Origin of the sequence: Rhabdochromatium marinum, from assembly GCF_016583795.1 — a bacterium.
GTDB lineage: Bacteria > Pseudomonadota > Gammaproteobacteria > Chromatiales > Chromatiaceae > Rhabdochromatium > Rhabdochromatium marinum.
Map to the genome: position 1 here is coordinate 16470 of NZ_NRRS01000003.1, position 26501 is coordinate 42970.

Sequence of the window (26501 nt, forward strand, 5' to 3'; positions counted from 1 at the left end):
AAACCTGTAATGCGGCTCAGCTAAGGATGGTGAAGTCTGCATGGATGACTACTCCGGGTCCTGATCGATCCGCCACTCAAATTGTCGTCGCGCACCACCGATGGCTTGATCATCGGGGATCACAACGACCAGCAACTCCTCGGGTTCGAGGCCGGGCGGCAAGCTGAGCGTGCCGTCAATTTCCTGAAAGTAGCGGAAACCGAGTCGATGCCCTTCGAGCGCATTATCCGTTAACTCAGAGAGATCGAAGTAGCGTTCCTCGCCCTGCATCTGACCGCGCAGTTGAATTTTAACGATGCCTCTGAACATTTCCCCGTTGGGATCGGTACGCGAGACCTTAAACCAGTAGCGCATCCGCTCATTGCCTTCGCGCGCAAGCGCCAGATCACTGATCTCAATCGGGCCATCATCACCACCAAACAGCTGATTAAGAAAGGCGATCTGCGAGCGCAGGGTGGCATTTTCGGTTTGCAGCTGGCGAATTTGATCCTGCGCATGCTGCACGCCCTTGGTTTCCGTTTGGCGATCAGTGGTTAACCTTTGTAACCGCTCTTCAAGAACGGCAATCTCATCTTTAAGCTCCGCCCGGCGCTGCTCCAGCTGCTCAAAATCAGCGGCTTTTGGCGGGTTCACGCCCAGCAAAGTTGCCACACTCCACACCTCATCCGGGGCATCCGCCTCCGGCGGCTCAGTGTCGGAGACGCTGGTAGCGGACGGATTCACAACGGACGCCGCTGGCGCGGATGGCTCAGGATCAGACTGATCATGGCCAAGTTGACCAAGGCCGAGCTGTTTCAACGTGGGCCATACCGGATGCGACAGACTTTGTTTTGCACGACTAATTTCGAGTGTCAGATAACCCCAGCCGCCAAGCGCCAAGGCCACCAACAGCAGTGCCAGGCTCAACTGTCCGAGGGGGCGAGAATCGATAATGTGAGGTTTGCGGATTCGACGCGCTTTGACCTGTCGCATGCCTGCTCGCATCAGTTCTCCAACTCAGTTGAAAATGGCGGTGTAGGATAGACGCCTTTGTAATCGAGCGCAGCCGTTTTTGTGCCAGCGCGCGTTTTTCGAGCCACCACAACTTGCTAGCGTGCGAGGGGACTCATGTCCGAGCCATCATCCCAATCCAAGCCGTCGTCGGGCGGCAGCGCCAAGCCGCCACAGCGTGACATCAGTGCTGTCGCGGCCGATCTTGCCATTCAGCAAGAAAATGAGGGGCTGCGCCTCGCATTACGCGAGCAGGAGCGCATCGTCGAGGAGCTGACCAACGAATGCCGGCGCCTGGAGGACCGCCTTGAGGATCGCTACCAGGATATCGACGCGCTGCGGCGCGAACTCGACCGGGCGAAAAAACACAGCAATGAGCAATCCTCGCAAATTGCCGGCACAAACAGCCTCGCGCCCGGCGCCGCAGAGCCAATAGGTGCATCCGATGATGACGCAAACCCGATCGCCAATGCGCAAATTGATGAGGATAACAAAAAAACCTCAAGCGGGTCAGAGCGCCGACACGGCGGCGCGCTCGGTTTCACCACCGGCCTGCTCAGTGGCATCGGGCTGGCGGCCAGTGCGGTCGCGGGTCTGTGGTTAACCGGCATTCTGATGCTGGCCAGCCAGGCTCCGGGGGCCTCCACTGTCACCGAGCTGCTGGCACAGACACCGGAGTCAGCCGCCGCGTCCCAAGACTCGCCAGCCGTGGAAGGCCAAGCCAACCCCGCCTCCACACCGGCGCCGGATGAGACCGCAACGAATGCCGCTGGCACACAACCGGCCCCGGAACCAGAGCAGACCGCTGCCATATCCCCGGCTGCTCAAGCCCCCATTCCAGCAACGACGCTTGACACGCCCCCCGCCGCGACACCGGACAACGAGGATCTACAGGTTCCCGCCGAGCCGGTGTCCGGCACTCATGTCGATGATTTTCTCAACGAAAACGCCCAGGCTCCAGAACTGATTGCGCTGAAAGCAAGCGAATTCATGATGGGCAACCCGGTCGGCCCGCCCGACAGTGACGCGCGCCCAGTGCATAAAGTCAGCCTTGATGCCTTCATGATTGGCGCCAAGGAGGTCACCTTTGCCGATTACGACCGCTATGTCCGCGCCACCGGTGCGCGGCGACCGCAAGACTACGGCTGGGGTCGCGGCTCACGCCCGGTGATCGATGTCACCTGGCAGGAAGCCCAGGACTACGCCGCTTGGCTGAGCGAGCAAACCGGCAAGCCCTATCGCCTGCCCACTGAAGCGGAATGGGAATACGCCGCGCGCGGCGGCACAACCTCATCCTACTGGTGGGGAATCGGCTCGCCGTCGAGCCGCGCGCTCTGCGTGAATTGCGGCACCCGCTGGGACAAGCTCTCCACCGCGCCGGTCGGCAGCTTCCCGCCCAATGCCTTCGGTCTGTACGACACCGCTGGGAATGTCTACGAGTGGACGCAGGACTGCTACCACCAAAACTACAAGAAAGCCGCCAGCGATGGCGCGGCGCGCACCAAACCCGGCTGCGAGCTGCGGGTGGCACGGGGCGGGAGTTTCAACTCCCCGGCCAGCGCTATGCGCAGCCATGCACGCAACCACTTCACCAGCGACAGCCGCATCGACATGCTCGGCTTTCGGATTGCCCGCGACCTCTACCCCAGCGATGACAACTGAAGCGCGTCTGCTCGGTGTTGGCATCGCGACCTTGGACATCATCAACCGGGTGCCTCGCTATCCGCGTGAAGATGAGGAGTTGCGTGCCACTGGGCAACGGATCGCGCGTGGTGGCAATGTCACCAACACCCTGGCGGTTCTAAGCCAGCTGGGCCGGCACTGCGATTGGGCCGGCTGCTATGCCGATGACAACGACGCGCAGCGGATTCTGCGCGACCTGGCCGCGTGCGGCATTGGCACCGCCACGGCGGTGCGCTGCGCACATTCCGCCACGCCGGTGTCTTACATTACACTCAGCGAAGCAACTGCGAGCCGCACCATCGTGCATCACCGCAAGTTGCCGGAGCTGACCGCCGCCGATTTTGCCGCCGTGCCGCTCGAACCCTATCATTGGGTGCATTTCGAGGGGCGCCATCCGGTCGAGACCGCCGCCATGATCGAGCGAGCACGCCACGCGCATCCGCAGCGACCCATCTCGGTGGAAATCGAAAAGTCCCGCCCCGAGCTGGAGCTGTTGTTGCAGCCGGTCAGGCTGCTGCTATTTTCACGCGCCCTGGTACGCCAGCAGATTGGCGATGACGCGCCGCCCTGGGACTATCTGGCCGCGCAGCAAAGCCGCAGCGGCGCGGCGCTGTGCATAGCTCCCTGGGGTGCGGAGGGGGCTTATGGCATCGACCAAGCGGGCAAACGCTGGTTTGCCCCCGCCGCGCCCCCTGAGCAGCTGCACGACACCCTGGCCGCCGGCGATGTCTTTAATGCCGTGTTGATTGATGCACTGCTGCGCGGCGCGGTACCGGCCGAGGCCATGGCACGCGCCAATCGCGTGGCGGGTTACAAATGCGGGCGCAGCGGGCTTGAGGGGCTGATCGATGCCGCAGCGGGTGCCGGGCTGATCTGACCCGCCGCTGCGCTTTTACACCTATCTGACTCAGCCTCTCTCCATCAGCACGCGCAGATCAATCACCGCCGCATTGGCGCGTGACAGATAGGACGCCAGCACCAGCGAGTGGTTGGCCAGCAGCCCGTAGCCATGGCCATTCAGCACCACCGGACTCATTTTGCGCAGCGTCGCACCGTGCAGATCGCGAATGATCTGCTCAAGTGACACATGGGCATTCTTGCCTTCCAGCACCTCAGCAAAGTCATGTGAAATGGCCTGCATCATGTGCAGCAGCGCCCAGGCGTAGCCGCGAGCTTCGTAGAAGTTGTTGTCGATCTCATACCAGGAGGTTTTTTCCAGGACTTGAGCCTGAGTTGGATCGACAAAGGCCGCCACTAGTTCGGCATCCCCCACGCTGGCGCTCAAACGCTGAGCATAGCTGCCCAGGCGTTTTTCCACCACCTGCAGATAGGCGCGCAGATTGTCGGCGCGCACAAAGAAGCGCGCGGTCTGGTCATTGCCCGCAATCAGCGCGGCACGAAAGCGTTGCAGCGTTTTGATACCGGCACGGTATTCGCCCTCGGTCGAAGGCAGCATGTAGGAATGCGCATCGAAACTGAACTTCACATCAGCGGTTTTGACCAGGTCGCTTTCGACCGACTGCGTCTGCGAGCGGCTGAATTCATTGCGCAGCGCCCGCGCTGAATCACGCACTTCCTGAAGCACGCCGTATTCCCAGCTCGGCATGTTATCCATCAACACACCGGGGGGCATCAGGTCGTTGCTCAGATAGCCACCAGGTTTATCCAGTAAAGTCTCGGCCAGTTTGATGGTCGTTGACACCGTTGCAACACCTGGCGTCTTCAAGGCTTCCTTGGTATCGATATCGGGATTGGTCATCTCCAGATCGGTGATCTCGAACCATTCCGGCTGCCACGACCAGTAGGCCCCGAGACCGCCGATCACGACGATGAGCAGTAGCACCAGCACGCCGGCCACTTTGCCGATCGGCCAGTTGCGATCGGCGGAAGAACTTTCTTTTGTCACAATGAACACCTCATGGTTAGTGATGAAAATTTGAGCTTGCCAGTCCGATCCGGCTCATCCAGAGAGCCGGCGGCTGCTATAGCGCTGAATGATAACCTCGATTCTACCTGGAAACAGGCCGCGCTGGTGGCGGATTGCTCCTCGGGCGTGCAGTGCCGAGCTTTGTTACACTGCGCCCCGCGAGCACTTGGACAGTGGCAGCTCGTACCATGGTGCCGGTCAGTGGTGACAATCAAGGGTGCCAAACGAAAAGTTAAAACAGCGCGGCAAAACCGTCGCCAAGAGTCGGGTCATGTTCAGGATTGCATCCAGTCGGGTACTGATTCGTGTGGTATTTTTCGCCGCACTCTGGGTCGTTTTAACCCGCGCCGACCTGCAATCCTGGCTGATCGGCGTCCCGAGCGTCGCCTTCGCCACCTGGGCCAGTGTGCGCCTGGCCACGGCTCATCAGACAGCGGAACACCGACGCCCAGGCTTTTGTGTGCAACATCTGCCGGCCTTTGTCGCCTTTTTTCTGCTCGCCTCGGTGCGTGGTGGCATTGATGTCACCCGGCGCATTCTGGCGCGGCCACTGGCTATCGCACCCGGTTTTTTGACGTATCGCACCGCGCTGCGCCACCCTGGCGCCCGCATTTTTTTTCTCGACTTGGTCAGCCTGCTGCCCGGTACCCTGAGTGCAGATTTTACCGAACCGGATCACCTCGTGATTCATGCGCTCGACACCCACGGGGAGAATGACCAGGAGCTGATGCAACTGGAGCACCAGGTCGCGCGCCTGTTCTGCGAGCCACTCGGAAGCGGACAACTGTCAAGATGATGAGTCAGATGCTGCTCACGTGCGCCAGTCTGTTGCTCGCCACCATGGGCATCGGACTGGTCCGCGCACTGCGCGGACCCACGCCAGCCGATCGCTTGCTGGCGCTGCAATTGCTAGGCACCTCGGGGATTGGCGTGCTGCTGTTGCTGGCGGCCGCCCTGGAGATGCCGGCGCTAAATGACGTGGGACTGGTGTTCAGCCTGCTGGCCGCCGTCGCAGTGTTTGCCATTACCAGAAAGCGCCGCCATGCCCCGGCGGCGTCGGAGGCCGCACCGCCCACCGCAGGCAACACGGTCAGCACGGCAGCGGATCACGAGCAAGCCGCATGAACCTGGCACTGATGCTGATATCTGTCACCCTGATTATTTGCGGTTTAATCTTTTTTGCCGCTGGTACTCTGGGGTTGTTGCGGCTGCCGGACCTGTTTTCGCGACTGCATGCGCTGACCAAGGCCGATAATCTTGGCCTGGGTCTGGTGATGCTGGGCCTGCTGCCCCTGGCTCCAAGTCTCTGGCATGCGCTGGAATTAGTGCTGATCTGGTTGCTGGTCTTGCTGAGCGGTGCCACCGGCGCGCACCTGATTGCCAAACGAGCCCTGCATGATGATGGCGAGGATCCGTCATGACCGCGACGCTGGCGTTGCTCATTTTTGATGTGCTCATGCTTTTGACCCTGCTGGGCTTGGCAGTCGCGACCCTGAGCAGTCGCGACCCGCGCCGCGCGGCCATTTTGTTCATTGCCTTTGGCTTATGGCTGTCCTTGGTGTGGGCGCGTCTGGGTGCTCCTGACGTGGCACTGGCCGAGGCGGCGATTGGTGCCGGTCTGGGAGGGGCGCTGATTCTGTCAGCCGCACGCCGTGCCCGCGCCAGCTCCCAAGCCAAGGCCAGGGCGCCAACGCCCCCTGAACGGACTCCGCCGGTATGAGGAATTCGTTGGAGCCAAAGCCACAGCGCTCCGCCGCTCTCTTGGTGGTGGTCCTGCTGATTCTGCTGGCCGGTCTGCTGCAATGGGTCTATTTCACCCATGCAGCGACTGCGCCCGGCGCCGGCCTGACCGCGCTGGCGCAGGCTGAACTGCCGCGCAGCGGGGTGACCAATCCAGTCACCGCTGTGTTGCTGAATTATCGTGCCCTCGACACCCTACTGGAACTCAGCGTTCTGCTCACCGCCATGCTGGGCATCTGGTCCCTGGGTCCCGCCACCCCCGGCTACCAGCAGGCCGGCGCAGTGTTTGCCGGTCTGGCGGCCTGGGTGGTTCCGCTGTTAATCCTCAGCGGCGGTTATCTGCTCTGGATTGGCGCCAAGGCGCCCGGTGGTGCCTTTCAGGCCGGCGCCCTGCTGGCCGCCGCCGGTGTTATTCAGCGCCTGGGGGGCGATCCGCGCGCCAGCCTGCCCAATGAGTCGGCACAGCGCTGGCTGGCGATTGCGGGCATCGGCATCTTTGCTCTGGTTGGTTTGGCGACCCTGGTCGCCGGTCGCGGTTTTCTGGACTACCCGCTGGCCTGGGCTGGCTGGCTGATTCTGCTGATTGAGACCTTCGCGACTCTCACCATTGCCACCCTGCTCACTGCCGCCTACGTGGGTGGCCAACCACCACCCAGCCAGACAACAGCGACACCAGGAATGCACAGAATGCAAGCGCCTGACAGGAAGGCTTAACCATGGATGCTGAGTTGCTGTATGCCAGTGCTGGCTTCATTTTGTTTGTGCTCGGCATCTGGTCACTGTTGCTGCATCGGCTGCTGATTCGCAAACTTATTGCGCTGAATATCATGGGCAGCGGCGTGTTCCATCTGCTAATTGCCACCGCTGAGCACCATGGCGAACCCGCCGATCCGGTTCCCCATGCACTGGTGCTGACCGGCATCGTGGTGGCGGTGAGTGCCACCGCGCTGGCCTTGTCTTTTGGCCGCGCGTTGCGCGGAGATGGCGATGACTGACAGCCTGGTACTGGCCCTGGTGGTGCCGCTCGCAGGCGCCTTGCTGGTCACGGCGCTGCCGGCGCACGCCGCGCGCATCGGCCTGTTCAGTGTCATGCTGAACACGCTAAATATCGCCCTGCTGACTCTTGGCGTCTGGCAGCATGATGAGCTGCAGCTGGCGCTGGGCGACTGGGCACCGCCGCTGGGGATCGGGTTCGTTGCTGACGGACTCAGCGCCGCCATGCTGGCTATGACGGCCTTGGTAAGCCTGGCAATCAGTGTCTATGCTGGTGACTATTTTCGTGATCCGGCACGCGCACGCCACTTCTGGCCACTGTGGTTGCTACTGCTGACCTCTCTAAACGGGCTCTTTCTGGCGGCTGATCTGTTCAATCTCTATGTGAATCTGGAACTGCTGGGACTCAGCGCCGCCGCGCTGGGTGCGCTCGGCGGACAGCGGACCGCCCTGGAAGCCAATCTGCGCTATCTGCTGGTCGGATTGCTCGGCTCCATGACCTATCTGCTCGGGGTGGCGCTGATTTACAGCGGCTTCAGCACCCTGGATTTTGCCCAACTGGCGGCGCAACTGGCCCGTGGGGATGCTGCTGCATCCGGGCTGCTCGGAGCCACCGCGCTGGGACTCATGGTGATGGGGCTGGCACTGAAAGCAGCGCTCTTTCCGCTGCATTTCTGGCTGCCACCCGCGCATGGCAGCGCACCGGCGCCGGTGAGCGCCGCGCTCTCGGCCCTGGTGGTCAAGGCGGCTTTTTATCTGATTCTGCGTCTGTGGCTGGAGGTGTTCGCGCCCCTGACCACCCAGGGCGCGGCTAATCTGCTCGGGTTGCTGGGCGCCGGTGCAGTGCTCTGGGGCTCCTGGCAAGCGTTGCGCGCTGAGCGGCTGAAATTGCTGGCCGCCTATTCGACGGTGGCCCAGCTGGGCTATCTGTTTCTGTTCTTTCCCATCCTGCAGGGGCTGCCAGCCGGGGAGACGCGCTCGAATCTGTTCGCCGCTGTGACACTTATGGCTCTGGCGCACGGCTTCGCCAAGTCGGGCCTGTTTCTGGCGGCGGGCTTTGTGCAGCAACAGGCCGGGCATGACCGCATCGCCGAGCTGGGCACCACCTTGCAGCAACTACCGGCCACCACCCTCACCCTGGCGCTGGCCGGCACGGCGCTGATCGGTCTGCCGCCGAGTGGCAGTTTCGTCGCCAAATGGTTGCTACTCGGCGGCGCCATGGCCAACGGGCAGTGGTGGTGGGTGCTGGTGCTGCTGGCTGGCACCCTGCTGGCAGTGGCCTATGTGTTCCGACTCATGACCCGCGCCTTCGGGCTGGAGCCAACGCCACGGCACTTCTTTACCCAGGCCCGGGCCGAGGGACCGGCACTGCTGCTGGCGGCCATGGCCACCGGGGTGCTGGGGGTGGCGACGGCGCCGCTGTGGCATTTGCTGGGCACGAGCGGAGGTCTGGGATGATGGAGACCCTTGACAGCCTGCTGCCGGTAGCGATCCTGCTCAGCTCGCTGCTGCCGGGGTTGGCGATCTTTATGGTGGCCGAGGACAGCCACTGGCTGCGCGGCCTGCTGAACATGACCGGCGCACTGGTCAAGCTGGTGCTGGTTGGAATGCTGGTATGGGGGGTCTATCACGACCACAGCTATGATGCGGAGCTGGTGCTGGCGCCGGGGCTTAGTCTGGTGTTGCAGGCCGATGCGCTCTCGGTGCTCTTCGTCACCCTGTCATCGGTGCTGTGGCTGGTTACCACCGTTTATGCCATCGGTTATCTGGAGCACTCGCCCAATCGCAGCCGCTTTTTTGGCTTTTTCAGCCTGTGCGTGACCGCCACTATCGGCATTGCCCTGGCCGGCAATCTATTCACCTTCGTGGTGTTCTACGAAATTCTCACCCTGGCCACCTATCCGCTGGTGTCGCATCGCGGCACGCCGGATGCCACCGCTGGCGCGCGCGCCTATCTGGCTTACACCATGACCGGCGGCGCGGTGTTGATGATCGGGGCTGTCTGGTTACAAACCCTGATCGGCCCGGTCGATTTCACCCAGGGCGGACTGCTGGCCGAACAGCCCGAGGCGCTGCATGGCCAGTTCATCATCATCTTTGTGCTGCTGCTTGCCGGGCTGGGGGTGAAGGCGGCATTGGTGCCCCTGCATGGCTGGCTACCGCGCTCCATGGTGGCACCGGCGCCGGTCAGCGCGCTGCTGCACGCGGTGGCGGTAGTCAAGGCCGGCGCCTTTGGGATCGTGCGGCTGGTCTATGACATCTATGGCGTGGAATTCGCCCATGCGCTGGGACTGCTGACGCTGCTTGGTGTGCTGGCCTCGGTGACCATCCTCTACGGCTCCATCATGGCGCTCAGCCAGGATGGACTGAAAAAGCGCCTGGCTTATTCCACCGTGAGTCAGGTGTCCTATATCGCCCTTGGTGCCTCAATTTTCGGGCCGGTGGCGACCATTGGCGGCATGGTGCATCTGGTGCATCAGGGTATTATGAAGATCACGCTGTTTTTGTGCGCCGGCAATTATGCCGAGACCCTGGGCGTGCACAAGGTCAGCGAGATGGACGGTATCGGTCGGCGCATGCCCTGGACCACGCTGGCTTTCAGCGTCGGCGCCCTGGGCATGATTGGCATTCCGCCCATCGCCGGCTTTATCAGCAAATGGTATCTGGGCCTGGGCGCGATCAAGGCCGACATGCCCTGGGTACTGCTGGTGCTGGGGGCCAGCACGCTGCTAAATGCGGCCTATTTCCTGCCCATCCTGTTCCGCGCCTGGTTCCGCGAACCGCCGCCACATTGGCCGCATGAGGACATCCCGCGCCGACGCTTGGAAACCCATGCCACTCTGCTGTGGCCACCCCTGATCACTGCGGCGCTCTGTCTGCTGGCCGGGCTTTTCGCGGCGGCGCCCTTCAGTCCGCTGGAGTGGACGACCCTGATTGCGCGGCGTGAGTATCCGTGATGGAACATGCCGCACCCCAGGCCTGGCTGCTGCTGGCACTGTGGCTCTGGCCACTGCTGCTGATGGCGCTGGCCATGCGCACGCAATGGCGCTGGCTGCCGGCACTGGGCGCACTGCCCGCGCTGGTCAGCGCCGCGCTGCTGCCGGTCGGAACCCAGCTCAGCCTACCCTGGCTGCTGCTGGGTACTGAGCTGGAATTAGACAGCATCGGGCGAGTCTTTGTGCTGTTCAGCGCCCTGCTGTGGCTGATTGCCGGAATCTTTGTCGCCACATTGATGTACAGGGAGCCGATAGGTTCGCCATCCGGATCAAACCACTTTGCCCAGCGGCGTTTTAATGCACTCTTTTTGCTGGCCATGAGCGGACAATTCTGGGCCCTGGTGGGAGTGGATCTGGTCAGCTTCTACGTCGGCTTTGCCATCATGGGGCTGGCCGCTTATGGACTGATTCTGGCTTATGGCGACCCGGCGGCACGGCGTGCCGGGCGATTGTATCTGGCCCTGACGGTGGCCGGCGAAGTGGCACTCTTTGCCGGCCTGGTCAGCCTGGCCGCACACAGTGGCACCCTGACCCCGGATCCCAGCCTGCTGGCTGCGGCTGGCGGGCCTAGCCTGGCGCTGATCCTGCTAGGTCTGGGGGTGAAAGCCGCCATTGTGCCCCTGCATCTGTGGCTGCCCGTAACCTATACCGCAGCGCCCATCCCAGCCACTGCCGTGCTCAGCAGCGCCATGATCAAGGTCGCTGTCCTCGGCTGGCTGCGCTGGTTGCCACTTGGCGCCGTCACTTGGCCGCACTGGGCGTTGGCTCTGAGCATCATCGGCCTGCTCAGCGCCTTCTATGCGTTATTGATTGGACTCATACAGCGCGACCCCAAGGCAGTCCTGGCCTATTCAAGCATCAGCAAAATGGGCTTTTTACTGCTCTTAACCGGCCTGATGCTGGGCCAGCCGGATCTCCTCGGCGCCGGCATCACCGCCATGCTGTTCTACGCCACGCATCATGCGCTGACCAAGGCTGGCCTCTTTCTCGGGCTCGGCCTCTACGAACAGAACACGCACCAACGCCGCACACAACAACTGTTGCTGGCCGGCCTGATCTTTTTGGCCCTGGCCCTGGCCGCCGCTCCCCTCACCAGCGGCGCTGCCGCCAAATATCTCAGCAAACCACTGCTGCAAGCCGCTCCCTGGCACTGGCTCTCCCCGCTGCTCTGGCTCATGACTCTAACCACCATCCTGCTCATGGCCCGCTTTCTATGGCTGCTCCGGTTTCCAGCGTCTAAGGCAGGATGGGAAGGCACAGCAGCGCATCCCACTGAATCCAGCGCGCACTTTGAACTTAATCTGCTCGCCCCGTTCCTCGCTTGGGGCCTGCTCCTCGCACTCATTGCCGCCCTCCCCTGGCTCTTCGCTCCGGCCTCCTTCTGGCCCACCAACAGTGCCAATCTGCTGCTGGCACTCGCACTATGCGCCCTGGTGCTGATCCTCAGCAAGCGTGGCCGGAATCCATTGGCCACCCTGATCGGACGCATCGCCCCCGGCGACATCCTGGGGCCATTGGAACGCAGTGCACAGAGACTGCGCACCCAAGCCGGCCGCTTCCAGCCTGGCCAGCGCAGCACCCGAAGTACCGAAAGTACCCGGAGCACAGATCCGACTTCGGCATCCGAAACCGCCCTGGAATTGAAATTACGCGGCTGGCCAGTTGCCGGAGCACTCTGGCTGGGGCTGGGCATGCTCCTGTTGCTCCTGTTGCTCGCCGGAGCTCGCTGATGCAGGTCTTATTCCTCCAACTCCAGCCCCGGCTGCCACTGCCCGCACTCCCACAACCGCAAACAGCCGCGCCATGCTCAGCGACTTAAGCAGCGCCTGGCTGCTGCTGGCCTGGGTTTGGCCACTGCTGCTTGCCGTCTTGGCACCGCAGCCCCGGCTGTGGTGGCTGCCGCCCCCTGGAGCACTGCCTGCCCTGCTCACCGCCGTGCTAGCGCCCACGGGTCTGCAACTCGACTTGCCCTGGCTGATCCTGGGCACCACCCTGGGGCTGGATGCAACCGCCCGACTGTATTTGCTGTTTACCGCCCTGCTCTGGCTGGTGGCCGGCGTATTCGCAGCTAGCATGCACCGACCCGCACCCAGCGGAGCAAAGACCGACTGCTGGCAGACCGGGCGCTTCAATGCGCTGTTTCTGCTCGCCATGGCAGGCCATTTTTGGCTGATCCTAGGGCTGGATCTGATCAGCTTCTATGTCGGCTTTGCCATGATGGGGCTGGCCTCCTATGCCTTAGTGGTGCATGAGGGCACGCCAGAAGCTCTGCAAGCCGGCCGGGTCTATCTGATCATGGCGCTGCTGGGCGAGGTGGTGCTGTTCGCGGGCCTGACCATGATCGCAGTGCAAACCGGCAGCATGCAGCCCAGCGCGCACCAGCTCACGCAACTCGATGATCTGACCATCGCCTTGGTGCTGCTCGGCCTGGCGGTAAAAGCCGGCATCTTCCCCTTGCATCTGTGGCTACCACTGGCCCACCCGGCCGCTCCGGTGGCGGCCAGTGCGGTCTTGAGTGGTGCCATGATCAAGGTCGCACTGCTGGGCTGGCTGCGTTTCCTGCCCGTAGGCGCGGTCGCGTGGCCGCATTGGGGAAGCGCCCTGGTACTGATGGGGGTGCTGACATTGCTGTTTGCGTTGATTGTCGGGCTGACCCAACGCGATCTCAAAGTCATCCTGGCCTATTCAAGCATCAGCAAAATGGGATTTCTGCTGCTATTGCTCGGTGTCTTGCTACTGGAACCCGAGTTGGCGCCGGTCGGAGTACCGGCGTTGGTGCTGTATGTCGCCCATCATGGCCTGGTGAAAGGCGGACTCTTTCTTGGCGTCGGGCTGCGCAAACAGGCCGGGCAAGGCTGGCAACCGCTGATTCTGGCCGGCTTGGCCTGCCTGGCCCTGGCGATGGTCGCAGCACCGCTCACCTCAGGCGCCGTGGCGAAATATGTCACCAAGCCGCTGCTCACCGAGCTGCCTGCGACCTGGAACTGGCTGGGGCCAGTGCTTATTCTGGCCAATGTGGCAACCGTGCTGCTGATGGCACGGCTGCTATGGCTCAGTTGGCAGCTCAAGTCCCCAGTCACACCAGCAACCGCCTCTGCAAACAGCCACCAACGCGGACCAGTCATCGCCTGGAGCCTGCTCACTGGAGTCATCCTATTGTTGCCGCTGGTCTTGTATCGCCCCAGTGCCTGGCTTGGTGATGCACCCGGCATGATGGCCGGTGTCGCGCTGGCAGCGGCTGTAATCTGGCTGACCCGCCTGGGGCTCAACCCGCTGCTTGCTGCCGTGGGGCGGATTCCGCCGGGCGATCTGCTGGCGGCGTTTAGCCTGGCGACGCACCGCCTGCGCCTGCTGCACATGCGTCGAGCCGATAATCCAGCCAATGTCTGGCGACAGCTCCAAACGCGACTCAGCGCACAGCGCGCAACGCCGCCGTCCCACCACACCAAAACAGCCCGAACACCGGCAACGGCAATCCATGAGCCGCTCACCTGGCCAGTCGTCGGGGCACTCTGGCTAAGCCTTGGCGCCGCCTTGCTGTTGTTTCTGCTTGCAGGCCAGTTGGATTAGGAGTGATAGGGCCGGCGCATTGAAGCAGGAAGAGTCGCCAAATGGCCGCGAACAGCCCAGCCCCCAAGGGGCGTACAGCCGCTAAGGACTCTCAACCGGCGCAAATTCAGCACGCAGGGCGGCCAGCAGGGTACGTAATTCGCCAGACATAATGATGAATCCGGCATCAAAGCGCGCCTGCTCGTCGTCATCGTTTGTGACGGCTTCGTCAATCAGTTCGTCGCTGAAGCGCAGACGCTTAATCGACAGGTCTTCGCTCAGCACCAGTGACAGGCGTTCCTGCCAGGTCAGGCTGAGTGCAACGACCCGCTTACCAGTGTCCAGATGCGCCTTGATCTCCGGGCTGGTCAGATCCTGCCCCCGGCACCGCACCACACCACGACTGTCGCCGGGGTCACGCATCTCGCACTGATCCTCGATTTCAAACCCATCCGGCGGCGTGTCGGTGGCGACCCAGGTCGTCATGCGCTCATCAACGGCGGTGGTGGCACGCAACGGCTTGGCTGGCAGGGAACCGAGCGTCTCGCGCAGCAGGCTGACCAGGTCTTCGGCCACCTTGTCACTGGAGGCATCCACCACCAGCCAGCCGGCTGCCGGGTCGATGTAGGCGCGCAGCAGTCGCGAACGGGTGAAGGCACGCGGGAGCATTTCAGTGAGCATGTCCTCGCGCAGCTGGCTGCGCTCGCGGCGCCCGACATCGCGCGCCTCATTCTGCTCAATCTCGGCGACGCGCTCGGCCACCGCTTCAGTGACCACCGAGGCCGGCAACAGACGCTCCTGGCGCCGCGCGGCAATCAGCAGACAGCCACCGACCAGATGCGCCAGACTCTCAGCATTGGGCCCCAAGGGCGAAGCCCAGCCCAGGGTTGAGGTTTCCAATGGCCCGCAGGGCCGGAACATGCGCTCGCCCAGACGCTCATGTAATTGCATCTGATCGAACGGAAAGCCGCCTTCGAGTTGAAAGACCTTGGCATTCTTGAACACATTGACTCCAATAAAATCCAGTGAAGGATGGCGAAAAGCGTGGCATTATCCACCGCTGGCGCCGGGATGCAAACACCCGGCCGGCCGCCACCCGCTCGCTCGGGGGCTAGTGACCCGTTGTCGGGCATTGCGCCCCCTGACGGGCCAGCTCATGGCGATAGATCGCCTGGCCCAGCGCCTTCATAAAGGGATACCCTTGGGTGTCGTACTCGTACTGAGCATCATTCATCACCTGATTGCGATTCACATACAAAGTCGCCGATAAAAAGAAGGCGACCTCCGCAGCGCAATCAGGCACAGCAGCGGTGATATAAGCCACATCCGAGACAAACCCGTAGGAAAGCCCCACCTTATTGATAATTTCGACCGACTCCGGCATGCGCGCATCGCCACCAATAAGCAGATATTTGCGAAAGCTGTCCGCTTGCGGGCCGCCGACATCCCGCGGCCGCAGCGCCATGGTGTTGAGCAGGAAGGCGCGCTCAGACGCGTTGAGATCAAAGCGCTGCGACTTAGGTAGCGTCTCTGGCAGCACCAGCGCAATGAGCATGCGATGCAGCGCCCCAAGCGGCAGATAGCTCTTGGCCGAGAAATCCATCGGTTCATCCATCAGCCCCAGCGCCGTGCGGGTCTGCCGCCCCACCCGCCGGTCGTCGCGCGACGGCGGATCTGCACTGCGGCTGCGCTGCGGCGGCTGCTGATAGCGCAGCGCACCGGTCGCATCGTAGAAGCGAATCGCCCCCGTGGTGCGCCCCGACTCGCCGCTACAGCCGGATTTGAAACGCCCCTGAATCGCGCCCGGATAGCCCAGTGCATGCAGACGCGCATTGATCGCATCGCGGCCCAGGAACTCAAACAGGCGATTGTAGGCAGTGTTGTTACTGAAAACAAACATCTGCTCAATGCACGCTTGCACCGTCTGGCACGCCTGTGGCGGGTAGCGGCTGCAAGCATTGGCGGGACTGATTTCGAAGCGATCCGTACGGTTCAAGCCCAACGCCTTGAGCCGCTCGAGAGCAAAGATCGCGACGGGTAACTTCACCAGGCTGGCCGGATAGTAGAAATCGGCATCCTGGCGCAAGCTGTGGGTGGTCAGACGCGGCTGTCCGGCGACACGGTCAATCTGGGTGTAGAGCACCTGCATCCGGTAGCGATCCGCCGCCTCCAGATAGGGTGCGAGCTGTGGGTCAGCACGCAGTATCCGCACCAGAGTGGCGGAGTCTCCTTCCACGTCCGATGCGGCCGGAGCCAGTGAACAGCCCAGCATCAAGGGCATAAACAGACCAACCAGAGCCAACCAGAGCAGCGGGTGCCAGCCGGGCGTTGGTTCAGTCAACCACAGCCGCCGCAACTGTTTGCCCTGCACGCGACAGCATCCAGCGATTCCAGCCATACAGCAGCAGCCCGCTCAATACGGTGGCCAGACCCACCAGCGACTCGACCGGTTTCTCTTTCAGCAGAAACACCAGCATCCAGCCAGTAATCAGCAGAAACAGCAGCGGTGTCCAGGGATAGCCCCAAGTCAAATAATGTGTCGGCCGCTCGCGATCCCGCGCGCGCACCACAAAGAGCCCGGTCACAGTCAAAAAGACCGACAACGATAGCGTAAAGCCGATGTAGATCAGGATGGCCTCAAAGGTGGAAGACAGGATCAGGTAGCTCACAATGGCGAGCTGAAACAACAAGGCCAGATGCGGGATGCCGTTGCGGTTGGTGCGCCGAAAGCGCGCAAAGATCGCATAGTCCTCGCCCATGGTCTGCAACACCCGCGGCCCGGCCCAGGTCATGGCGCTGATGGTGGAAATCAGCCCGAAGGCGATCAGCAGGCTCATGGCCACGCCGGCCGTCTCACCAAAGATATGCCGTGCGGCGATATAACCCACTTCGGTTTGCCCGGCCAACTCCTCAATTGGTGCACTGTAGAGAAATACTGCATTCAACAGGGTATAGAGCAGCATCACCACCGCCGTGCCACCGATTAAGGCGATTGGCAGGTTGCGCTGCGGCTGGCGAATCTCTGAGACGATATAGATGGCGGCATTCCAGCCCGAATAGGCATACATGACATACACCAGTGACACGGCAAACTCACTGGACAGCATCTCGTGCAGCACCTGCGGCGAATAGCTGAACGAAATCGGCTGGGGTGCGGCAAACGCAAAGCCGAACAAGATAAACAGCAGAATCAGCATCACCTTGAGCGCCGTAACCAACACCTGAAACAAGCTGATGGTGCGCAGCGGAAACAGATGAATCAGCGTCACCGCCAGCACAGCGGCCAGCGCAATCCCTGGCCGCCACGGCCCTGCGCCCTCCAATCCGACAACCGAAGTCAGGTAGCTGGACATGGCAATGGCGGCTGCGGCCACCGGTGCGGCAAAACCGACCGCGATGGAAATAAAACCGGCCAGAAAGCCAATCACCGGGTGATAAATATTCGACAGAAGATGATACTCACCGCCAGAGCGCGGCATCCGCGCCCCCAGCTCGGCATACACTAAGGCACCGCAGAAGGCCGCCAACCCACCAACAACCCAGAGCGCCAACACTGCCAGTGGCGACTCAATATCCATCACCTGATAGCCCAAGCTGGTAAAAACTCCGGTACCGATCATGTTGGCCACCACAATGGCGGCAGCGACCGGGACTCCGATGGCAGGTTTTGCTGACATAGCCGATGGTTTCGTAGTCGCTAAGCAGGGAATCAGTGGTCGGCCCGATCAATCCGGGTGGCCAGCAGGTGATTCTGCGCATTAGTCCACCAATGGTATCCCATGCTAAACGGCAGCTCATCAATTGAATCCGCAGCACGAATTGAATCCGCAGCACGGCGATAGGCTTGATTCAGGTCGGGCTGGAAAACGCCATCGAAATCCCGAATCGGTTTGGTGTAACGACCGAACAACAGCACATCCCAATCAGCCTGGTCCAGATCCCGATAGGGAATGCCGGTATCGTCCTGAAACAGCGATGCGCTCACCGCCAGAGTGAGTGACCGAATGCGACTGAAGGTCCCATAGTGCATCAGGTAGGAGGCTGATTTGACAAAGGTATTCACAGGTGCCAAACGCTCAACATAGGTTTCCAGAGCCTTGCAAGCGCCCAGACTCGCATCGGAGACATCAAGCTGGACATAGGTCAGCTGCCGTTCGCTGGCGTTATTCGAAGCACGGAAGCGCACCTGCACGCTGGGAATCCTGGGGCAGCCTGCCACCGCAGCCTCATCGGGCGCATCTTGGCCGGCCGCTTCAGTACTTGCAGACAGAAACCGACCACTTGGGGTCAGCTCACCTTCCTCAAAGCTCAACACCTCATAGCCACTGCGCGCCAGAAACACCAGCAACAGCGGCAGCACCCCATCAAGCTCCTCCCGGTTCAAATCGCTCGACATCCGCCCGGTGATGAAATAGCTGCGCTGATAAATATCACGCAGAGCCCAGTTCACAGAATTGAGCAGGCGGTGACGCGCGGACGCGGGCAGCTGTGGATTCAGCTCCAACGAACCGGGCGGCTCCAGCCCGAAGAGCACAAAGTCATGGCTCTGCGGATAGAGCATAAGCGCATGCACCAGATCCGGCCCGCCAAAGGGATAAAACAGTGGCAAGCCGGGGTTGATGCGGGGCACCAGCACCTCGGCCTGCCACTGGCGCATCGGCTGAAAGCGCTGCTGTTCCAATGCCTGCCAGGTGCTATCGAGTTGTTGTCGATAGCCTTGCCAGTGCGCATCGGTGAGTACCTGATAGGCCGAACCGGCTGGCAGCGGCATGCCGGCGAGATAGCGCGCGGCGGCGTCAACGTCATCCGCAGCGGCAAGCAGCTGGACTGGCAGCAGCGCACAGAGCAGCCATCCTAGCCTCAGATGCAGCCTCCAGGCTGACGGGAACAAGCGCGGCTTCATGGCTCAGGGCCGGCGTTGATCAATCAGAACCTGAATGGGCGCTGACGCGCGCTCGGTGTTGAGCGGTCCGGTTTCACCCTGCGGATCCCCAGGCATGGGCATCGCCTGACCACTGGCAGAAATGCGCGCGCCGACAATAACAGTCGGAAAGCTGGAGAGCTTGAGTGCCGGGTTGATGGCCAGGCTGTCATCCAGAGTCACCGTCATAGGCAAATCGCCGAGGGTGACGCGCTGCGCTGCCAGGGGCATGGGTGGACCAGCCGCCGCTTTGGCATAAATAAAGACCGCAGTGCTCGGATCAATCGATTCCGCGAACTCAGGCGCGACCGCGACGTTGACTTCGATCTGTCCCGGGGCAGCGGCCGCCGGGGCTGGCGTCGCCGCCGCAGGCTTGTCCGCCTTAGGCGCTGCTGCCGACGTTGGTACAGCGGCAACAGTTGCAGGCGCCTCATCAGCCAGACCACCGCGCTGACGGGCTTCGGCGATCAAACCGCGCAGATCCTCAGCATCGCTGCTGGCCGGATCGATTTGCTCCAGCACCCGTTGCCAGGACTGGATGGCAGCGGTGTATTGCCCGCGCTGAAAGGACAGCATGCCGTTGAGCCAGCGCGCGTTGATGTGATCGGGATCGGCAGCGAGCACTTCGCTGATCAGCGCCGCCGGCTGGCCTTCGAGCTGGTTGTCGTTATTGGCCGCCAGGGCCTCGGCATAGGTCAGTTTGACATCCAGATTATCCGGCGCCAGCGCATAGGCCTGCTGCAAGGCTTTCAGGGCCGGGGCCGGCTGTCCCATGGCGAAGTAGGTGCGGCCCAGCATCATCCAGCCTTCAATATCCTCGGGGTTTTGCTCCATGCGCGCCGCCAAGCGCTCGGCCAGCACATCGAGCGGCGGCATTTCACCGGTGCTGCCATGCACGGGCGCCTGAGTGGCACTAGCGGCCAAGCGGGGAATGATCTGCGGCGTCCCCGTGGCCTGATAAAAGGCCAGCGCCAGCGCCGGAACCGCCAGTGCCAGCAGCGGAAGCAGCCAGCGTCCCCGGGTGGCATGCTCAGCCGCCGCGGCACCGGCATCGTCAATGTCGTGCAGCAGCTCGCGCTCCAGCTCCAGCTTGGCACTCTGATGCTGGGCGGAATCGATTTTGCCATTGGCCAGATCAGTATCCAGCTCGGCCATTTGTTGGCGAAACAGGCTCAGATTCACCGCATCCTGACTGACGCCCGGCAGGCTCGCCGACGCCGGGCGGCGCCGCAGCAGCGGCACGAGCACCACAAAAAATGCCAACAGCATCAGTGCGCCGGCCAGGGTCCAGAACAAGGTCATACGGGCTTATCCTCATGGTCGGCGTGCGCTTGCGCATCCAGCAAGTGTTGCAGGCGCTGTTGTTCGGCCGCTGAAAGCGTGGTGGGCTGATCGGCACGGCTGTGTATCAGCGAGCGCACCATAAAAAAGGCGGCGATGCCGATCAGAACGAAGGGTCCAAACCAGAGCACATAGGTGGAGGGTTTCAGCGGTGGATCATAAAGCACGAAGTCCCCATAACGATCCGTCAGGAAGGCCAGGATTTCTTCGCGCGACTGACCATCGCGCATCATGCCGTAGACTTCCTCGCGCAGATCTTGCGCCAACTCGGCCTGGGAGCCTTCCAGGGATTCGTTCTGACACACCAGACAGCGCAATTTGCTGATCAAATCACGGAAGGCTTCTTCCTGCGCCGGACTGTCGAAGTAAAATTCTTCCAGCGTAAAGGCACTGGCCGTCGTCACTGTCATCATCATCAACAGCAGCACGAGTGCAACCAGCGGTGGGAATTTGAGCCATGAGTGAATTCGCAGTGACATCTCAGCGCTCCGGTTGGGTTGGCAGGCTGGAAGGTTCGCTTTGCAGCTTCGCGATCATGGGCGCCAGCGTTTGTTGCCAGACCTGTGGATCAATGGGGCCAATCTGCTTGTAGCGAATAATGCCCTGGCGATCGACGACAAAGGTTTCGGGGGCGCCATAGACTCCCCAGTCGATGCCGGCATTGTTGTCGGGGTCGAAGCCGATCATCCGGTAGGGATTGCCGCTCATGCGGATGACCTGCCGGGCTTCAGCCTGCCCGTCCTTCCAGTTCAGGCCCAGCAACTGCACATCCGAGCGCCGAGAGATTTCCATCAGCATGCCATGCTCGGCACGACAGGCGCTGCACCAGGAGGCCCAGACATTGACCAGGGACACCTGCCCCAGCAAATCAGCCTTGGAAAGGGTGCGGGACGGATCGAGCAGATCGGGCAACTCGAATTCCGGTGCGGCCTTGCCAATCAGTGGTGAGGGCACTTCGCGCGGATCCTGCCCGAGACCGTACAGCAGCAGACCGGCCAGCGCGCCGAACAGGAACAGTGGCACCAGAAAGCGCCACGGAGGAGATGTTTTCTTGCTTGCTTCTGTCATGAGGATGTTGTCATCAGTCTTGCGCGAGAAACCCCGCCCTTCAGGGCGGGGAGGTAGAGCGCACCGCGCGTCGCGCGGTTAACCCACCGGTCTCGCGGCCTCCGTTTGGGTTGGAGTGAATGCATAGCCATAGCCATCGGCGCGTTGCAGCACTCGGCAATGGCGGTGTGAAATCCCTTGGACCAGACCCGTTGCGGTCTGGAGATTGAAGCGCCCTGAGGCACGCACGGCCACGCGCCCGAGATGGGTTCCGGTTTTCTTGCCCTTTAGCACCTCAGCGATGACCCGATCTCCGGTCTGGAATCCTTTAACGCGCTTCTCACGCATCAAATAACCGCGTGGAAAGCCGAAGCGATTCAGGCGGGTACGCTGGTAACAGCCGCGCCCGGTGGCCTTGATGGCAAGCGTCGGGATGTTCCAGCCATGGAGCGCGGTGAGTTGACCGACACAGGCGGCATCAAGCGCATGGGTCTTGGGAATACCGAGGCGCTGACGGTTGTACTTGGTCTGGCCGCCTGACCCCGTGGTCACGGGTAAGCCGGTGGCCTTGAGCTGTTTAAACAGCGCCCAGCGGGTGGCATTGACCGCTGCGGCATCGCGTAGCGGGGCTTGGGCCTGTGCCTGAATACGGCGCAATCGCTCGGGTTGATGTTTCAGAAACGCCTCAATCGGCTGATTCCCCTTGTGCTGATTGCAGGAGCGGCAGGCGAGTGTGAGATTGGAGACTCGATCCGATCCGCCCCGGCTCCTGGGCTGGATGTGCTCGATCTCCAGCGGAACCTGCTGTGCGCCGCAATAGGCGCAGGTGCGATGCCATTTCTCCAGCAGGTATTCGCGTACCTCATAGCCCGCGAGTTCGCCCTGCTGATACTCAACACCGCTGATTTCAGGGTTCTGGAGTGCCTGAGTGTCGAAGCGCACCAGCTCTTGGCTGAGGTGGGTGATGGGTGCGAGACGCTGGAGACGATTCACCCAGCTCAGCGTGGTGTCCAATCGATGGCGCAGACTCGGGGCGAGCCAGCCATTGGGTCTGGTGCGATTATGAAAGCGCGGGGCGCGATAGCGCAGATTCGCTGTGCGCCGACGGCGACGAAAGGCGCGGCGAGCGGTCAATCGCTCACGGATCTGGGCACCACGGTGGGTCAGTTCGGCCAGCCACAGCACCTGCGCCTCACGGCGTACCTCCCCCGTGTCGGGGTCGATGCGCTCGACCTCGCGCACCACGGCGATTCCGGTCGTTTTACTCCCCGGATCGAGCGACAGGCGCAACGGCTGAGTTTCACCACCAATGCGATCCTTGAGCCGGATGGTGAACGGATGCAGCCGCACCACCACCGCCCGCCCACGCTGGAGCAACAGCCGAGCGCGTTTCTCCATGCACGGCATCAGCGGGTTTTTCTGTTTGTCGAGAACAAAGACAGCCATTTCAATTCCTGCCCTTACGGGCCTAGTGACGGAGCCTCGCGGCTTGCTCCCCTCGGGACAGTCTGCAACCGGCTCCCGCTTGCGCGGCGATCAGAACCTTCGGCGCTTTACCTTTCACCCGCATGATCCTGATCTTCCAGTGTCCGGAACTGAGGAAGCATTCCGGAGTGGGTCTCAACGACCTGTTGCAAACGCAGCGGGTTTTCACCGCTTTCCCTGGTCAACCCAGCTTGTCTTCACAAGCTCCGCCCTTCAGGGCGGGGTAGTTGACGATCGTATTCAGGCCTTGACGGCGGATCCGGCCAAGTCCGGCATTGGTGCGGTAACGCGGGCGGCACGATAGCGCGGATCGGTCACCGCCAGCAGGCCACCGATGGCCATAAAGATGGCCCCGAGCCAGATCCAGCGCACATAGGGCTTGTAGTACAGACGCAAAGCCCAGTCGCCATCGCCGACATGCTCGCCCAGGGAGACATAGATATCGCGCAGGAAGCCGGCATCAATAGCCGCCTCGGTCATAGGCATGCCACCGCCCATATAGGCACGCTTCTCGGGAAACAGCTCTGCCACCGTGTCCTCGCCGCGATAGACCAGGAAGTGCCCGCGATCAGCGTTGTAGTTCGGCCCATCGACCGCTGTTGCCCCCAGGAACTCAAAGCGATAGCCGGCGAGTTCATAGGAATCACCGGGTGACATGCGCACATCGTGCTCAACATCAAAGGTGGAGACCATGGTGATGCCGATGATCAGTACGGCAACCCCCAGATGGGCCAGCAGCATACCGTAAAAGCCGCGCCCGCCACCGCGCACATCGTCACCTATGGACTTAAGCCCCCCGACAACACCACCCGGGCGGTTTTTCAGACGCTCGAACAGCACGGTCAGATGCGACAACAGCAGCCAGGCCGCCAGCGTAATCCCCACCGTCACCCACAGGTGACTGGCGGCAAACTCAGCCTGTGCCACCCACACCGCAACACCAATGGTCAGCAGCAGCGCCGGCCACAGCTTACCCAGCAGCCTGAGCACCGCATCATGCTTCCAGCGCACCAGCGGGCCAATGCCAAGCAAGAGCACCATAAAGGGCGACAGGGCGACAAACATCTTGTTAAACCAGGGGAAGCCCACCGAAATTTTGCCCCAGCCGAAGGCCTCGTAGATCAGCGGCGCCAGGGTGCCAAAGAGCACCAGGATGGTAAAGGCCGAGAACAGCAGATTGTTCATCAGCAGCGAACTCTCTCGCGACAGCAAATCAAAGTGCCCGCCGGAGGAAACACTCGGCGCCCGCCAGGCATAGAGCGCCAGAGAGCCGCCAATGACCAGACACAGAAACAGCAAAATAAAGGCGCCGCGCGTCGGGTCAGTGGCAAAAGCATGGACCGAGGTCAGCACCCCGGAGCGCACCAGGAAGGTGCCGAGCAAACTCAGCGAAAAGGCCGCGATCGCCAGCAACACCGTCCAGCTCTTAAAGGCGGCGCGTTTTTCCGTTACCGCCAGCGAATGCAACAGTGCGGTGCCGATCAGCCAAGGCATCAGGGAAGCATTTTCGACCGGATCCCAGAACCACCAGCCACCCCAACCCAGTTCGTAGTAAGCCCACCAGGAGCCCAGCGCGATGCCGATGGTGAGGAAAATCCACGCCACCGTGGTCCAGGGCCGCGACCAGCGCGCCCAGGCCGCATCCAGTTTGCCACCGATCAAGGCGGCAATAGCGAAAGCAAAGGCCACCGAGAAGCCGACATAGCCCATATAAAGCATGGGTGGATGAATCGCCAAGCCGGGGTCCTGCAACAGCGGATTCAGATCACGGCCCTCCGGCGGCACCGGAAACAGGCGGTCGAAGGGATTGGAAGTCAGCAGGGTGAACAGCAGAAAGCCGATCGTGACCATGCCCTGCACCGAGATCACCCGCGCAATCATTGCCAATGGCAAATTCTTGCTATAGAGCGCCACCGCTGCGCCCCAGCCGGCCATCATCAGCACCCACAGCAGCAGCGAGCCCTCGTGTGCGCCCCAAACCGCCGAGATTTTATACATGGTCGGCAGCAGGGAATTGGAATTCACCGCTACATAGGCAACCGAGAAATCGCTGACCACAAAGGCCTGTACTAGACAGGCGAAGGAAAAAGCGATGAAGGTTAACTGTCCATAGGCCAGCGGACGGGCCAGTTCCATCCACGGACGATTGCCGTTGAACGACCCCATCAAGGGAACGGTGGCCTGGACCAGTGCGATGCAGAGCGCAATGATGAGCGCGAAATGACCGAGTTCAGGAATCATTGAGTCACCATCTCAACCACGCCATCGACATGGGATTGTTGCAAACTGTCGGCGACTTCCGGCGGCATATAGGATTCATCATGCTTAGCCAGCACCTCCTCGGCCATGAAAACGCCATCCGGTCCCATGCGGCCCTTGGCCACCACGCCCTGCCCCTCACTGAACAGGTCGGGCAGAATACCCGTGTAACTGACCGGCACGGTAGCGGCATTGTCGGTGACATCGAAGGTCAGCGTCAGCCCATCCGGCTGGCGTTGCAGACTGTCTTTCACCACCAAACCGCCAACGCGAAACACCGCATCGCTGGGATGTTCATTGGCCATCACCTGCGACGGGCTGAAGAAATAGGAGATATTACCGCGCAGCGCGCTGATCGCCATGCCAGCGGCCAGGCTGACCCCGATCACTGCGGCTACAACGAAAAGAATACGTTTTTGTCTGGCCTTCATTCGTTACCTCGTGATGCTGTTTTCGCTGAGCCTTGCGTCGGCCCGCGCACCCATCGACCCACACGCGCAAGAATGGTTCGCTGATTGACCATCAGCGCAACCACTTCCGCCGCCAGCAGCCCGAAGGTCACGCCATAGGCACCCCAGACAAAAAAGGCGTAGCCGCCCTGATGCAGAAACTCTTTCATCGCCCAGAATCCCCCTGCAACAATTCCCTGACCCAGGCACTGTCCGCCTCCCGCAGCAGAATGATGCCACGCAGGCGCACGAAAGTCGCTGCGAAGGCATAACTCCAAAAGCCCAGGGTCACGCCCAACATAGGCCACAGAATGCTCGCATGAATCGAGCCGGGATCGGAACGCTGATGCAAGGCCGCACATTGAGTGGGATCGGGACAGTTAATCGACCAGTAGATCACCGGCAACATCACCAAGCCCACCATGGCCAGTAATGCAGCGGCGCGATCCGCGCGGCGGGTATCATCAATGGCCGAATGCAGGGCGATATAGCCAATATAGAGGAAGAACAGAATCAGCTCCGAAGTCAGACGCGGGTCCCAATCCCAATAGGTTCCCCAGCTGGGCCGCCCCCAAAAAGCCCCAGTCCAGAGCGCAATAACGGTAAAGATTGCCCCGGTTGGCGCTACCGCCTTGGCCATCATAAAACTCAGGCGAGTATTGAACACCAGCCCGATCGCCGACCAGCCGGCCAGCACCAGATAAAGCCACATCGACATCCAGGCACCAGCGACATGGATGTAAATGATGCGGTAATACTCCTTCTGCGGATTACTGCCGCCGAGCTGAGCCGCCGTGCCGAAAAAGCCCCACAGCAGCGAGCCGAGCACCAATACGATGGCAATACCGGCAAACCAGGGAATCATGCGGCCGGCAATGGGATAAAAGGCAGCGGGAGAGGCAAATTTGAACCAGTTAATGCTCATGAAGATTCCATTAAATCAATCCGGTGCGGAAACCCTGGTACCAGCTCGGAAGCCTGTGCTTGTCCATCCGTCTGGAAAAACTCCATCTCCCCTGATTCGCTGCAAATCCAGACTTCGCGCACACCTGCCGCAATTGTGAACGGCAAATTTTGCAGGCTGGGATGTTTGCAAACCTCTTGCCATTGCATGGGATACT

The 26501-nt window shown here is 61.6% G+C and carries 27 protein-coding genes; 12 read left to right on the forward strand and 15 right to left on the reverse strand.

The window, feature by feature from the left end:
* Positions 1–48: 48 nt before the first annotated feature.
* The gene (locus CKO36_RS01580) at positions 49–972 is read right to left on the reverse strand and encodes a DUF6776 family protein (protein ID WP_200279603.1); all 924 of its coding nucleotides are present in this window, start codon (positions 970–972) and stop codon (positions 49–51) included.
* A gap of 135 nt (positions 973–1107) precedes the next feature.
* Between CKO36_RS01580 and CKO36_RS01585 the strand changes: the two genes are divergently transcribed.
* On the forward strand, positions 1108–2652 hold the full coding sequence (locus tag CKO36_RS01585; protein WP_242469325.1) for a formylglycine-generating enzyme family protein: 1545 nt from the start codon (positions 1108–1110) through the stop codon (positions 2650–2652).
* Complete coding sequence (locus CKO36_RS01590) at positions 2642–3550, forward strand: PfkB family carbohydrate kinase (protein ID WP_200279606.1); 909 nt, start codon at positions 2642–2644, stop codon at positions 3548–3550. Before CKO36_RS01585 ends, CKO36_RS01590 begins: the two co-directional genes overlap by 11 nt.
* Before the next feature lie 30 nt (positions 3551–3580).
* On the opposite strand, the gene CKO36_RS01595 is transcribed toward CKO36_RS01590, so the two are convergent.
* Entirely contained in the window at positions 3581–4579 is a 999-nt protein-coding gene (locus CKO36_RS01595; RefSeq protein WP_338053400.1) for a DUF2333 family protein, read from the reverse strand.
* 292 nt (positions 4580–4871) lie between these two features.
* On the opposite strand from CKO36_RS01595, the gene CKO36_RS01600 reads away from it, so the two are divergent.
* The 10 genes from CKO36_RS01600 to CKO36_RS01645 all read left to right on the forward strand — a co-directional run bounded on the left by CKO36_RS01600 (position 4872) and on the right by CKO36_RS01645 (position 13899).
* Positions 4872–5396, forward strand: a complete 525-nt coding sequence (locus CKO36_RS01600) for a Na+/H+ antiporter subunit E (protein WP_200279609.1) — start codon at positions 4872–4874, stop codon at positions 5394–5396.
* An 8-nt stretch (positions 5397–5404) separates the two neighbouring features.
* On the forward strand, positions 5405–5725 hold the full coding sequence (locus CKO36_RS01605; protein ID WP_338053401.1) for an MrpF/PhaF family protein: 321 nt from the start codon (positions 5405–5407) through the stop codon (positions 5723–5725).
* Complete coding sequence (locus CKO36_RS01610) at positions 5722–6021, forward strand: monovalent cation/H(+) antiporter subunit G (RefSeq protein ID WP_200279612.1); 300 nt, start codon at positions 5722–5724, stop codon at positions 6019–6021. Before CKO36_RS01605 ends, CKO36_RS01610 begins: the two co-directional genes overlap by 4 nt.
* Positions 6018–6320 (forward strand): Na(+)/H(+) antiporter subunit B, encoded by a 303-nt coding sequence (locus CKO36_RS01615; protein ID WP_200279615.1) that lies wholly within the window; start codon positions 6018–6020, stop codon positions 6318–6320. Before CKO36_RS01610 ends, CKO36_RS01615 begins: the two co-directional genes overlap by 4 nt.
* 8 nt (positions 6321–6328) lie before the next feature.
* Positions 6329–7054 (forward strand): MnhB domain-containing protein, encoded by a 726-nt coding sequence (locus CKO36_RS01620; protein WP_242469326.1) that lies wholly within the window; start codon positions 6329–6331, stop codon positions 7052–7054.
* Between the two features lie 2 nt (positions 7055–7056).
* Entirely contained in the window at positions 7057–7335 is a 279-nt protein-coding gene (locus CKO36_RS01625; RefSeq protein WP_200279621.1) for a cation:proton antiporter subunit C, read from the forward strand.
* Positions 7328–8791, forward strand: a complete 1464-nt coding sequence (locus CKO36_RS01630; protein WP_200279624.1) for a complex I subunit 5 family protein — start codon at positions 7328–7330, stop codon at positions 8789–8791. Before CKO36_RS01625 ends, CKO36_RS01630 begins: the two co-directional genes overlap by 8 nt.
* Positions 8788–10290, forward strand: a complete 1503-nt coding sequence (locus tag CKO36_RS01635; RefSeq protein ID WP_200279627.1) for a proton-conducting transporter transmembrane domain-containing protein — start codon at positions 8788–8790, stop codon at positions 10288–10290. The genes CKO36_RS01630 and CKO36_RS01635 overlap by 4 nt, the downstream gene beginning before the upstream one ends.
* A complete protein-coding gene (locus CKO36_RS01640; protein WP_200279630.1) occupies positions 10290–12059 on the forward strand; it encodes a complex I subunit 5 family protein in 1770 nt (589 codons plus the stop codon). Before CKO36_RS01635 ends, CKO36_RS01640 begins: the two co-directional genes overlap by 1 nt.
* A gap of 73 nt (positions 12060–12132) precedes the next feature.
* Positions 12133–13899 (forward strand): complex I subunit 5 family protein, encoded by a 1767-nt coding sequence (locus CKO36_RS01645; protein WP_200279632.1) that lies wholly within the window; start codon positions 12133–12135, stop codon positions 13897–13899.
* A gap of 81 nt (positions 13900–13980) precedes the next feature.
* Here CKO36_RS01645 and CKO36_RS01650 read toward each other — a convergent pair whose 3' ends face one another.
* The 13 genes from CKO36_RS01650 to CKO36_RS01710 form a co-directional block, all read right to left on the reverse strand.
* A complete protein-coding gene (locus CKO36_RS01650; RefSeq protein ID WP_200279635.1) occupies positions 13981–14883 on the reverse strand; it encodes a recombination-associated protein RdgC in 903 nt (300 codons plus the stop codon).
* Between the two features lie 106 nt (positions 14884–14989).
* Entirely contained in the window at positions 14990–16249 is a 1260-nt protein-coding gene (locus CKO36_RS01655) for a serine hydrolase (protein WP_200279638.1), read from the reverse strand.
* Positions 16212–17555 (reverse strand): APC family permease, encoded by a 1344-nt coding sequence (locus CKO36_RS01660; protein WP_200279641.1) that lies wholly within the window; start codon positions 17553–17555, stop codon positions 16212–16214. Before CKO36_RS01660 ends, CKO36_RS01655 begins: the two co-directional genes overlap by 38 nt.
* Positions 17556–17587: 32 nt before the next feature.
* Complete coding sequence (locus CKO36_RS01665; RefSeq protein WP_200279644.1) at positions 17588–18781, reverse strand: hypothetical protein; 1194 nt, start codon at positions 18779–18781, stop codon at positions 17588–17590.
* 3 nt (positions 18782–18784) lie between these two features.
* The gene (gene ccmI / locus CKO36_RS01670) at positions 18785–20101 is read right to left on the reverse strand and encodes a c-type cytochrome biogenesis protein CcmI (protein ID WP_200279647.1); all 1317 of its coding nucleotides are present in this window, start codon (positions 20099–20101) and stop codon (positions 18785–18787) included.
* The gene (locus CKO36_RS01675) at positions 20098–20619 is read right to left on the reverse strand and encodes a cytochrome c-type biogenesis protein (RefSeq protein WP_420826304.1); all 522 of its coding nucleotides are present in this window, start codon (positions 20617–20619) and stop codon (positions 20098–20100) included. Before CKO36_RS01675 ends, ccmI begins: the two co-directional genes overlap by 4 nt.
* Position 20620: 1 nt before the next feature.
* Positions 20621–21208: a DsbE family thiol:disulfide interchange protein gene (locus tag CKO36_RS01680; RefSeq protein WP_200279650.1), complete on the reverse strand. Its 588-nt coding sequence runs from the start codon at positions 21206–21208 to the stop codon at positions 20621–20623.
* A gap of 78 nt (positions 21209–21286) precedes the next feature.
* On the reverse strand, positions 21287–22633 hold the full coding sequence (gene iscB, locus CKO36_RS01685; protein WP_200279652.1) for an RNA-guided endonuclease IscB: 1347 nt from the start codon (positions 22631–22633) through the stop codon (positions 21287–21289).
* 279 nt (positions 22634–22912) lie between these two features.
* The gene (locus CKO36_RS01690) at positions 22913–24913 is read right to left on the reverse strand and encodes a heme lyase CcmF/NrfE family subunit (protein ID WP_200279655.1); all 2001 of its coding nucleotides are present in this window, start codon (positions 24911–24913) and stop codon (positions 22913–22915) included.
* Positions 24910–25362, reverse strand: a complete 453-nt coding sequence (ccmE, locus tag CKO36_RS01695; RefSeq protein WP_200279658.1) for a cytochrome c maturation protein CcmE — start codon at positions 25360–25362, stop codon at positions 24910–24912. The genes CKO36_RS01690 and ccmE overlap by 4 nt, the downstream gene beginning before the upstream one ends.
* Positions 25359–25550 (reverse strand): heme exporter protein CcmD, encoded by a 192-nt coding sequence (gene ccmD / locus CKO36_RS01700; RefSeq protein WP_200279661.1) that lies wholly within the window; start codon positions 25548–25550, stop codon positions 25359–25361. The genes ccmE and ccmD overlap by 4 nt, the downstream gene beginning before the upstream one ends.
* Complete coding sequence (ccsA, locus tag CKO36_RS01705; protein WP_200279664.1) at positions 25547–26305, reverse strand: cytochrome c biogenesis protein CcsA; 759 nt, start codon at positions 26303–26305, stop codon at positions 25547–25549. Before ccsA ends, ccmD begins: the two co-directional genes overlap by 4 nt.
* Positions 26302–26493 (reverse strand): hypothetical protein, encoded by a 192-nt coding sequence (locus tag CKO36_RS01710; protein WP_200279667.1) that lies wholly within the window; start codon positions 26491–26493, stop codon positions 26302–26304. The genes ccsA and CKO36_RS01710 overlap by 4 nt, the downstream gene beginning before the upstream one ends.
* Positions 26494–26501 lie beyond the last annotated feature (8 nt).

What these genes read in the sequence shown, in the direction of transcription:
- CKO36_RS01580 (WP_200279603.1), bottom strand. Translation starts at nt 972, where the DNA reads ATGCGACAGGTCAAAGCGCGTCGAATCCGCAAACCTCACATTATCGAT.
- CKO36_RS01585 (WP_242469325.1), top strand. Translation starts at nt 1,108, where the DNA reads ATGTCCGAGCCATCATCCCAATCCAAGCCGTCGTCGGGCGGCAGCGCC.
- CKO36_RS01590 (WP_200279606.1), top strand. Translation starts at nt 2,642, where the DNA reads ATGACAACTGAAGCGCGTCTGCTCGGTGTTGGCATCGCGACCTTGGAC.
- CKO36_RS01600 (WP_200279609.1), top strand. Translation starts at nt 4,872, where the DNA reads ATGTTCAGGATTGCATCCAGTCGGGTACTGATTCGTGTGGTATTTTTC.
- CKO36_RS01605 (WP_338053401.1), top strand. Translation starts at nt 5,405, where the DNA reads ATGCTGCTCACGTGCGCCAGTCTGTTGCTCGCCACCATGGGCATCGGA.
- CKO36_RS01610 (WP_200279612.1), top strand. Translation starts at nt 5,722, where the DNA reads ATGAACCTGGCACTGATGCTGATATCTGTCACCCTGATTATTTGCGGT.
- CKO36_RS01615 (WP_200279615.1), top strand. Translation starts at nt 6,018, where the DNA reads ATGACCGCGACGCTGGCGTTGCTCATTTTTGATGTGCTCATGCTTTTG.
- CKO36_RS01625 (WP_200279621.1), top strand. Translation starts at nt 7,057, where the DNA reads ATGGATGCTGAGTTGCTGTATGCCAGTGCTGGCTTCATTTTGTTTGTG.
- CKO36_RS01630 (WP_200279624.1), top strand. Translation starts at nt 7,328, where the DNA reads ATGACTGACAGCCTGGTACTGGCCCTGGTGGTGCCGCTCGCAGGCGCC.
- CKO36_RS01635 (WP_200279627.1), top strand. Translation starts at nt 8,788, where the DNA reads ATGATGGAGACCCTTGACAGCCTGCTGCCGGTAGCGATCCTGCTCAGC.
- CKO36_RS01640 (WP_200279630.1), top strand. Translation starts at nt 10,290, where the DNA reads ATGGAACATGCCGCACCCCAGGCCTGGCTGCTGCTGGCACTGTGGCTC.
- CKO36_RS01645 (WP_200279632.1), top strand. Translation starts at nt 12,133, where the DNA reads ATGCTCAGCGACTTAAGCAGCGCCTGGCTGCTGCTGGCCTGGGTTTGG.
- CKO36_RS01660 (WP_200279641.1), bottom strand. Translation starts at nt 17,555, where the DNA reads ATGTCAGCAAAACCTGCCATCGGAGTCCCGGTCGCTGCCGCCATTGTG.
- CKO36_RS01665 (WP_200279644.1), bottom strand. Translation starts at nt 18,781, where the DNA reads ATGAAGCCGCGCTTGTTCCCGTCAGCCTGGAGGCTGCATCTGAGGCTA.
- ccmI (WP_200279647.1), bottom strand. Translation starts at nt 20,101, where the DNA reads ATGACCTTGTTCTGGACCCTGGCCGGCGCACTGATGCTGTTGGCATTT.
- CKO36_RS01675 (WP_420826304.1), bottom strand. Translation starts at nt 20,619, where the DNA reads ATGTCACTGCGAATTCACTCATGGCTCAAATTCCCACCGCTGGTTGCA.
- CKO36_RS01680 (WP_200279650.1), bottom strand. Translation starts at nt 21,208, where the DNA reads ATGACAGAAGCAAGCAAGAAAACATCTCCTCCGTGGCGCTTTCTGGTG.
- iscB (WP_200279652.1), bottom strand. Translation starts at nt 22,633, where the DNA reads ATGGCTGTCTTTGTTCTCGACAAACAGAAAAACCCGCTGATGCCGTGC.
- CKO36_RS01690 (WP_200279655.1), bottom strand. Translation starts at nt 24,913, where the DNA reads ATGATTCCTGAACTCGGTCATTTCGCGCTCATCATTGCGCTCTGCATC.
- ccmE (WP_200279658.1), bottom strand. Translation starts at nt 25,362, where the DNA reads ATGAAGGCCAGACAAAAACGTATTCTTTTCGTTGTAGCCGCAGTGATC.
- ccmD (WP_200279661.1), bottom strand. Translation starts at nt 25,550, where the DNA reads ATGAAAGAGTTTCTGCATCAGGGCGGCTACGCCTTTTTTGTCTGGGGT.
- ccsA (WP_200279664.1), bottom strand. Translation starts at nt 26,305, where the DNA reads ATGAGCATTAACTGGTTCAAATTTGCCTCTCCCGCTGCCTTTTATCCC.
- CKO36_RS01710 (WP_200279667.1), bottom strand. Translation starts at nt 26,493, where the DNA reads ATGCAATGGCAAGAGGTTTGCAAACATCCCAGCCTGCAAAATTTGCCG.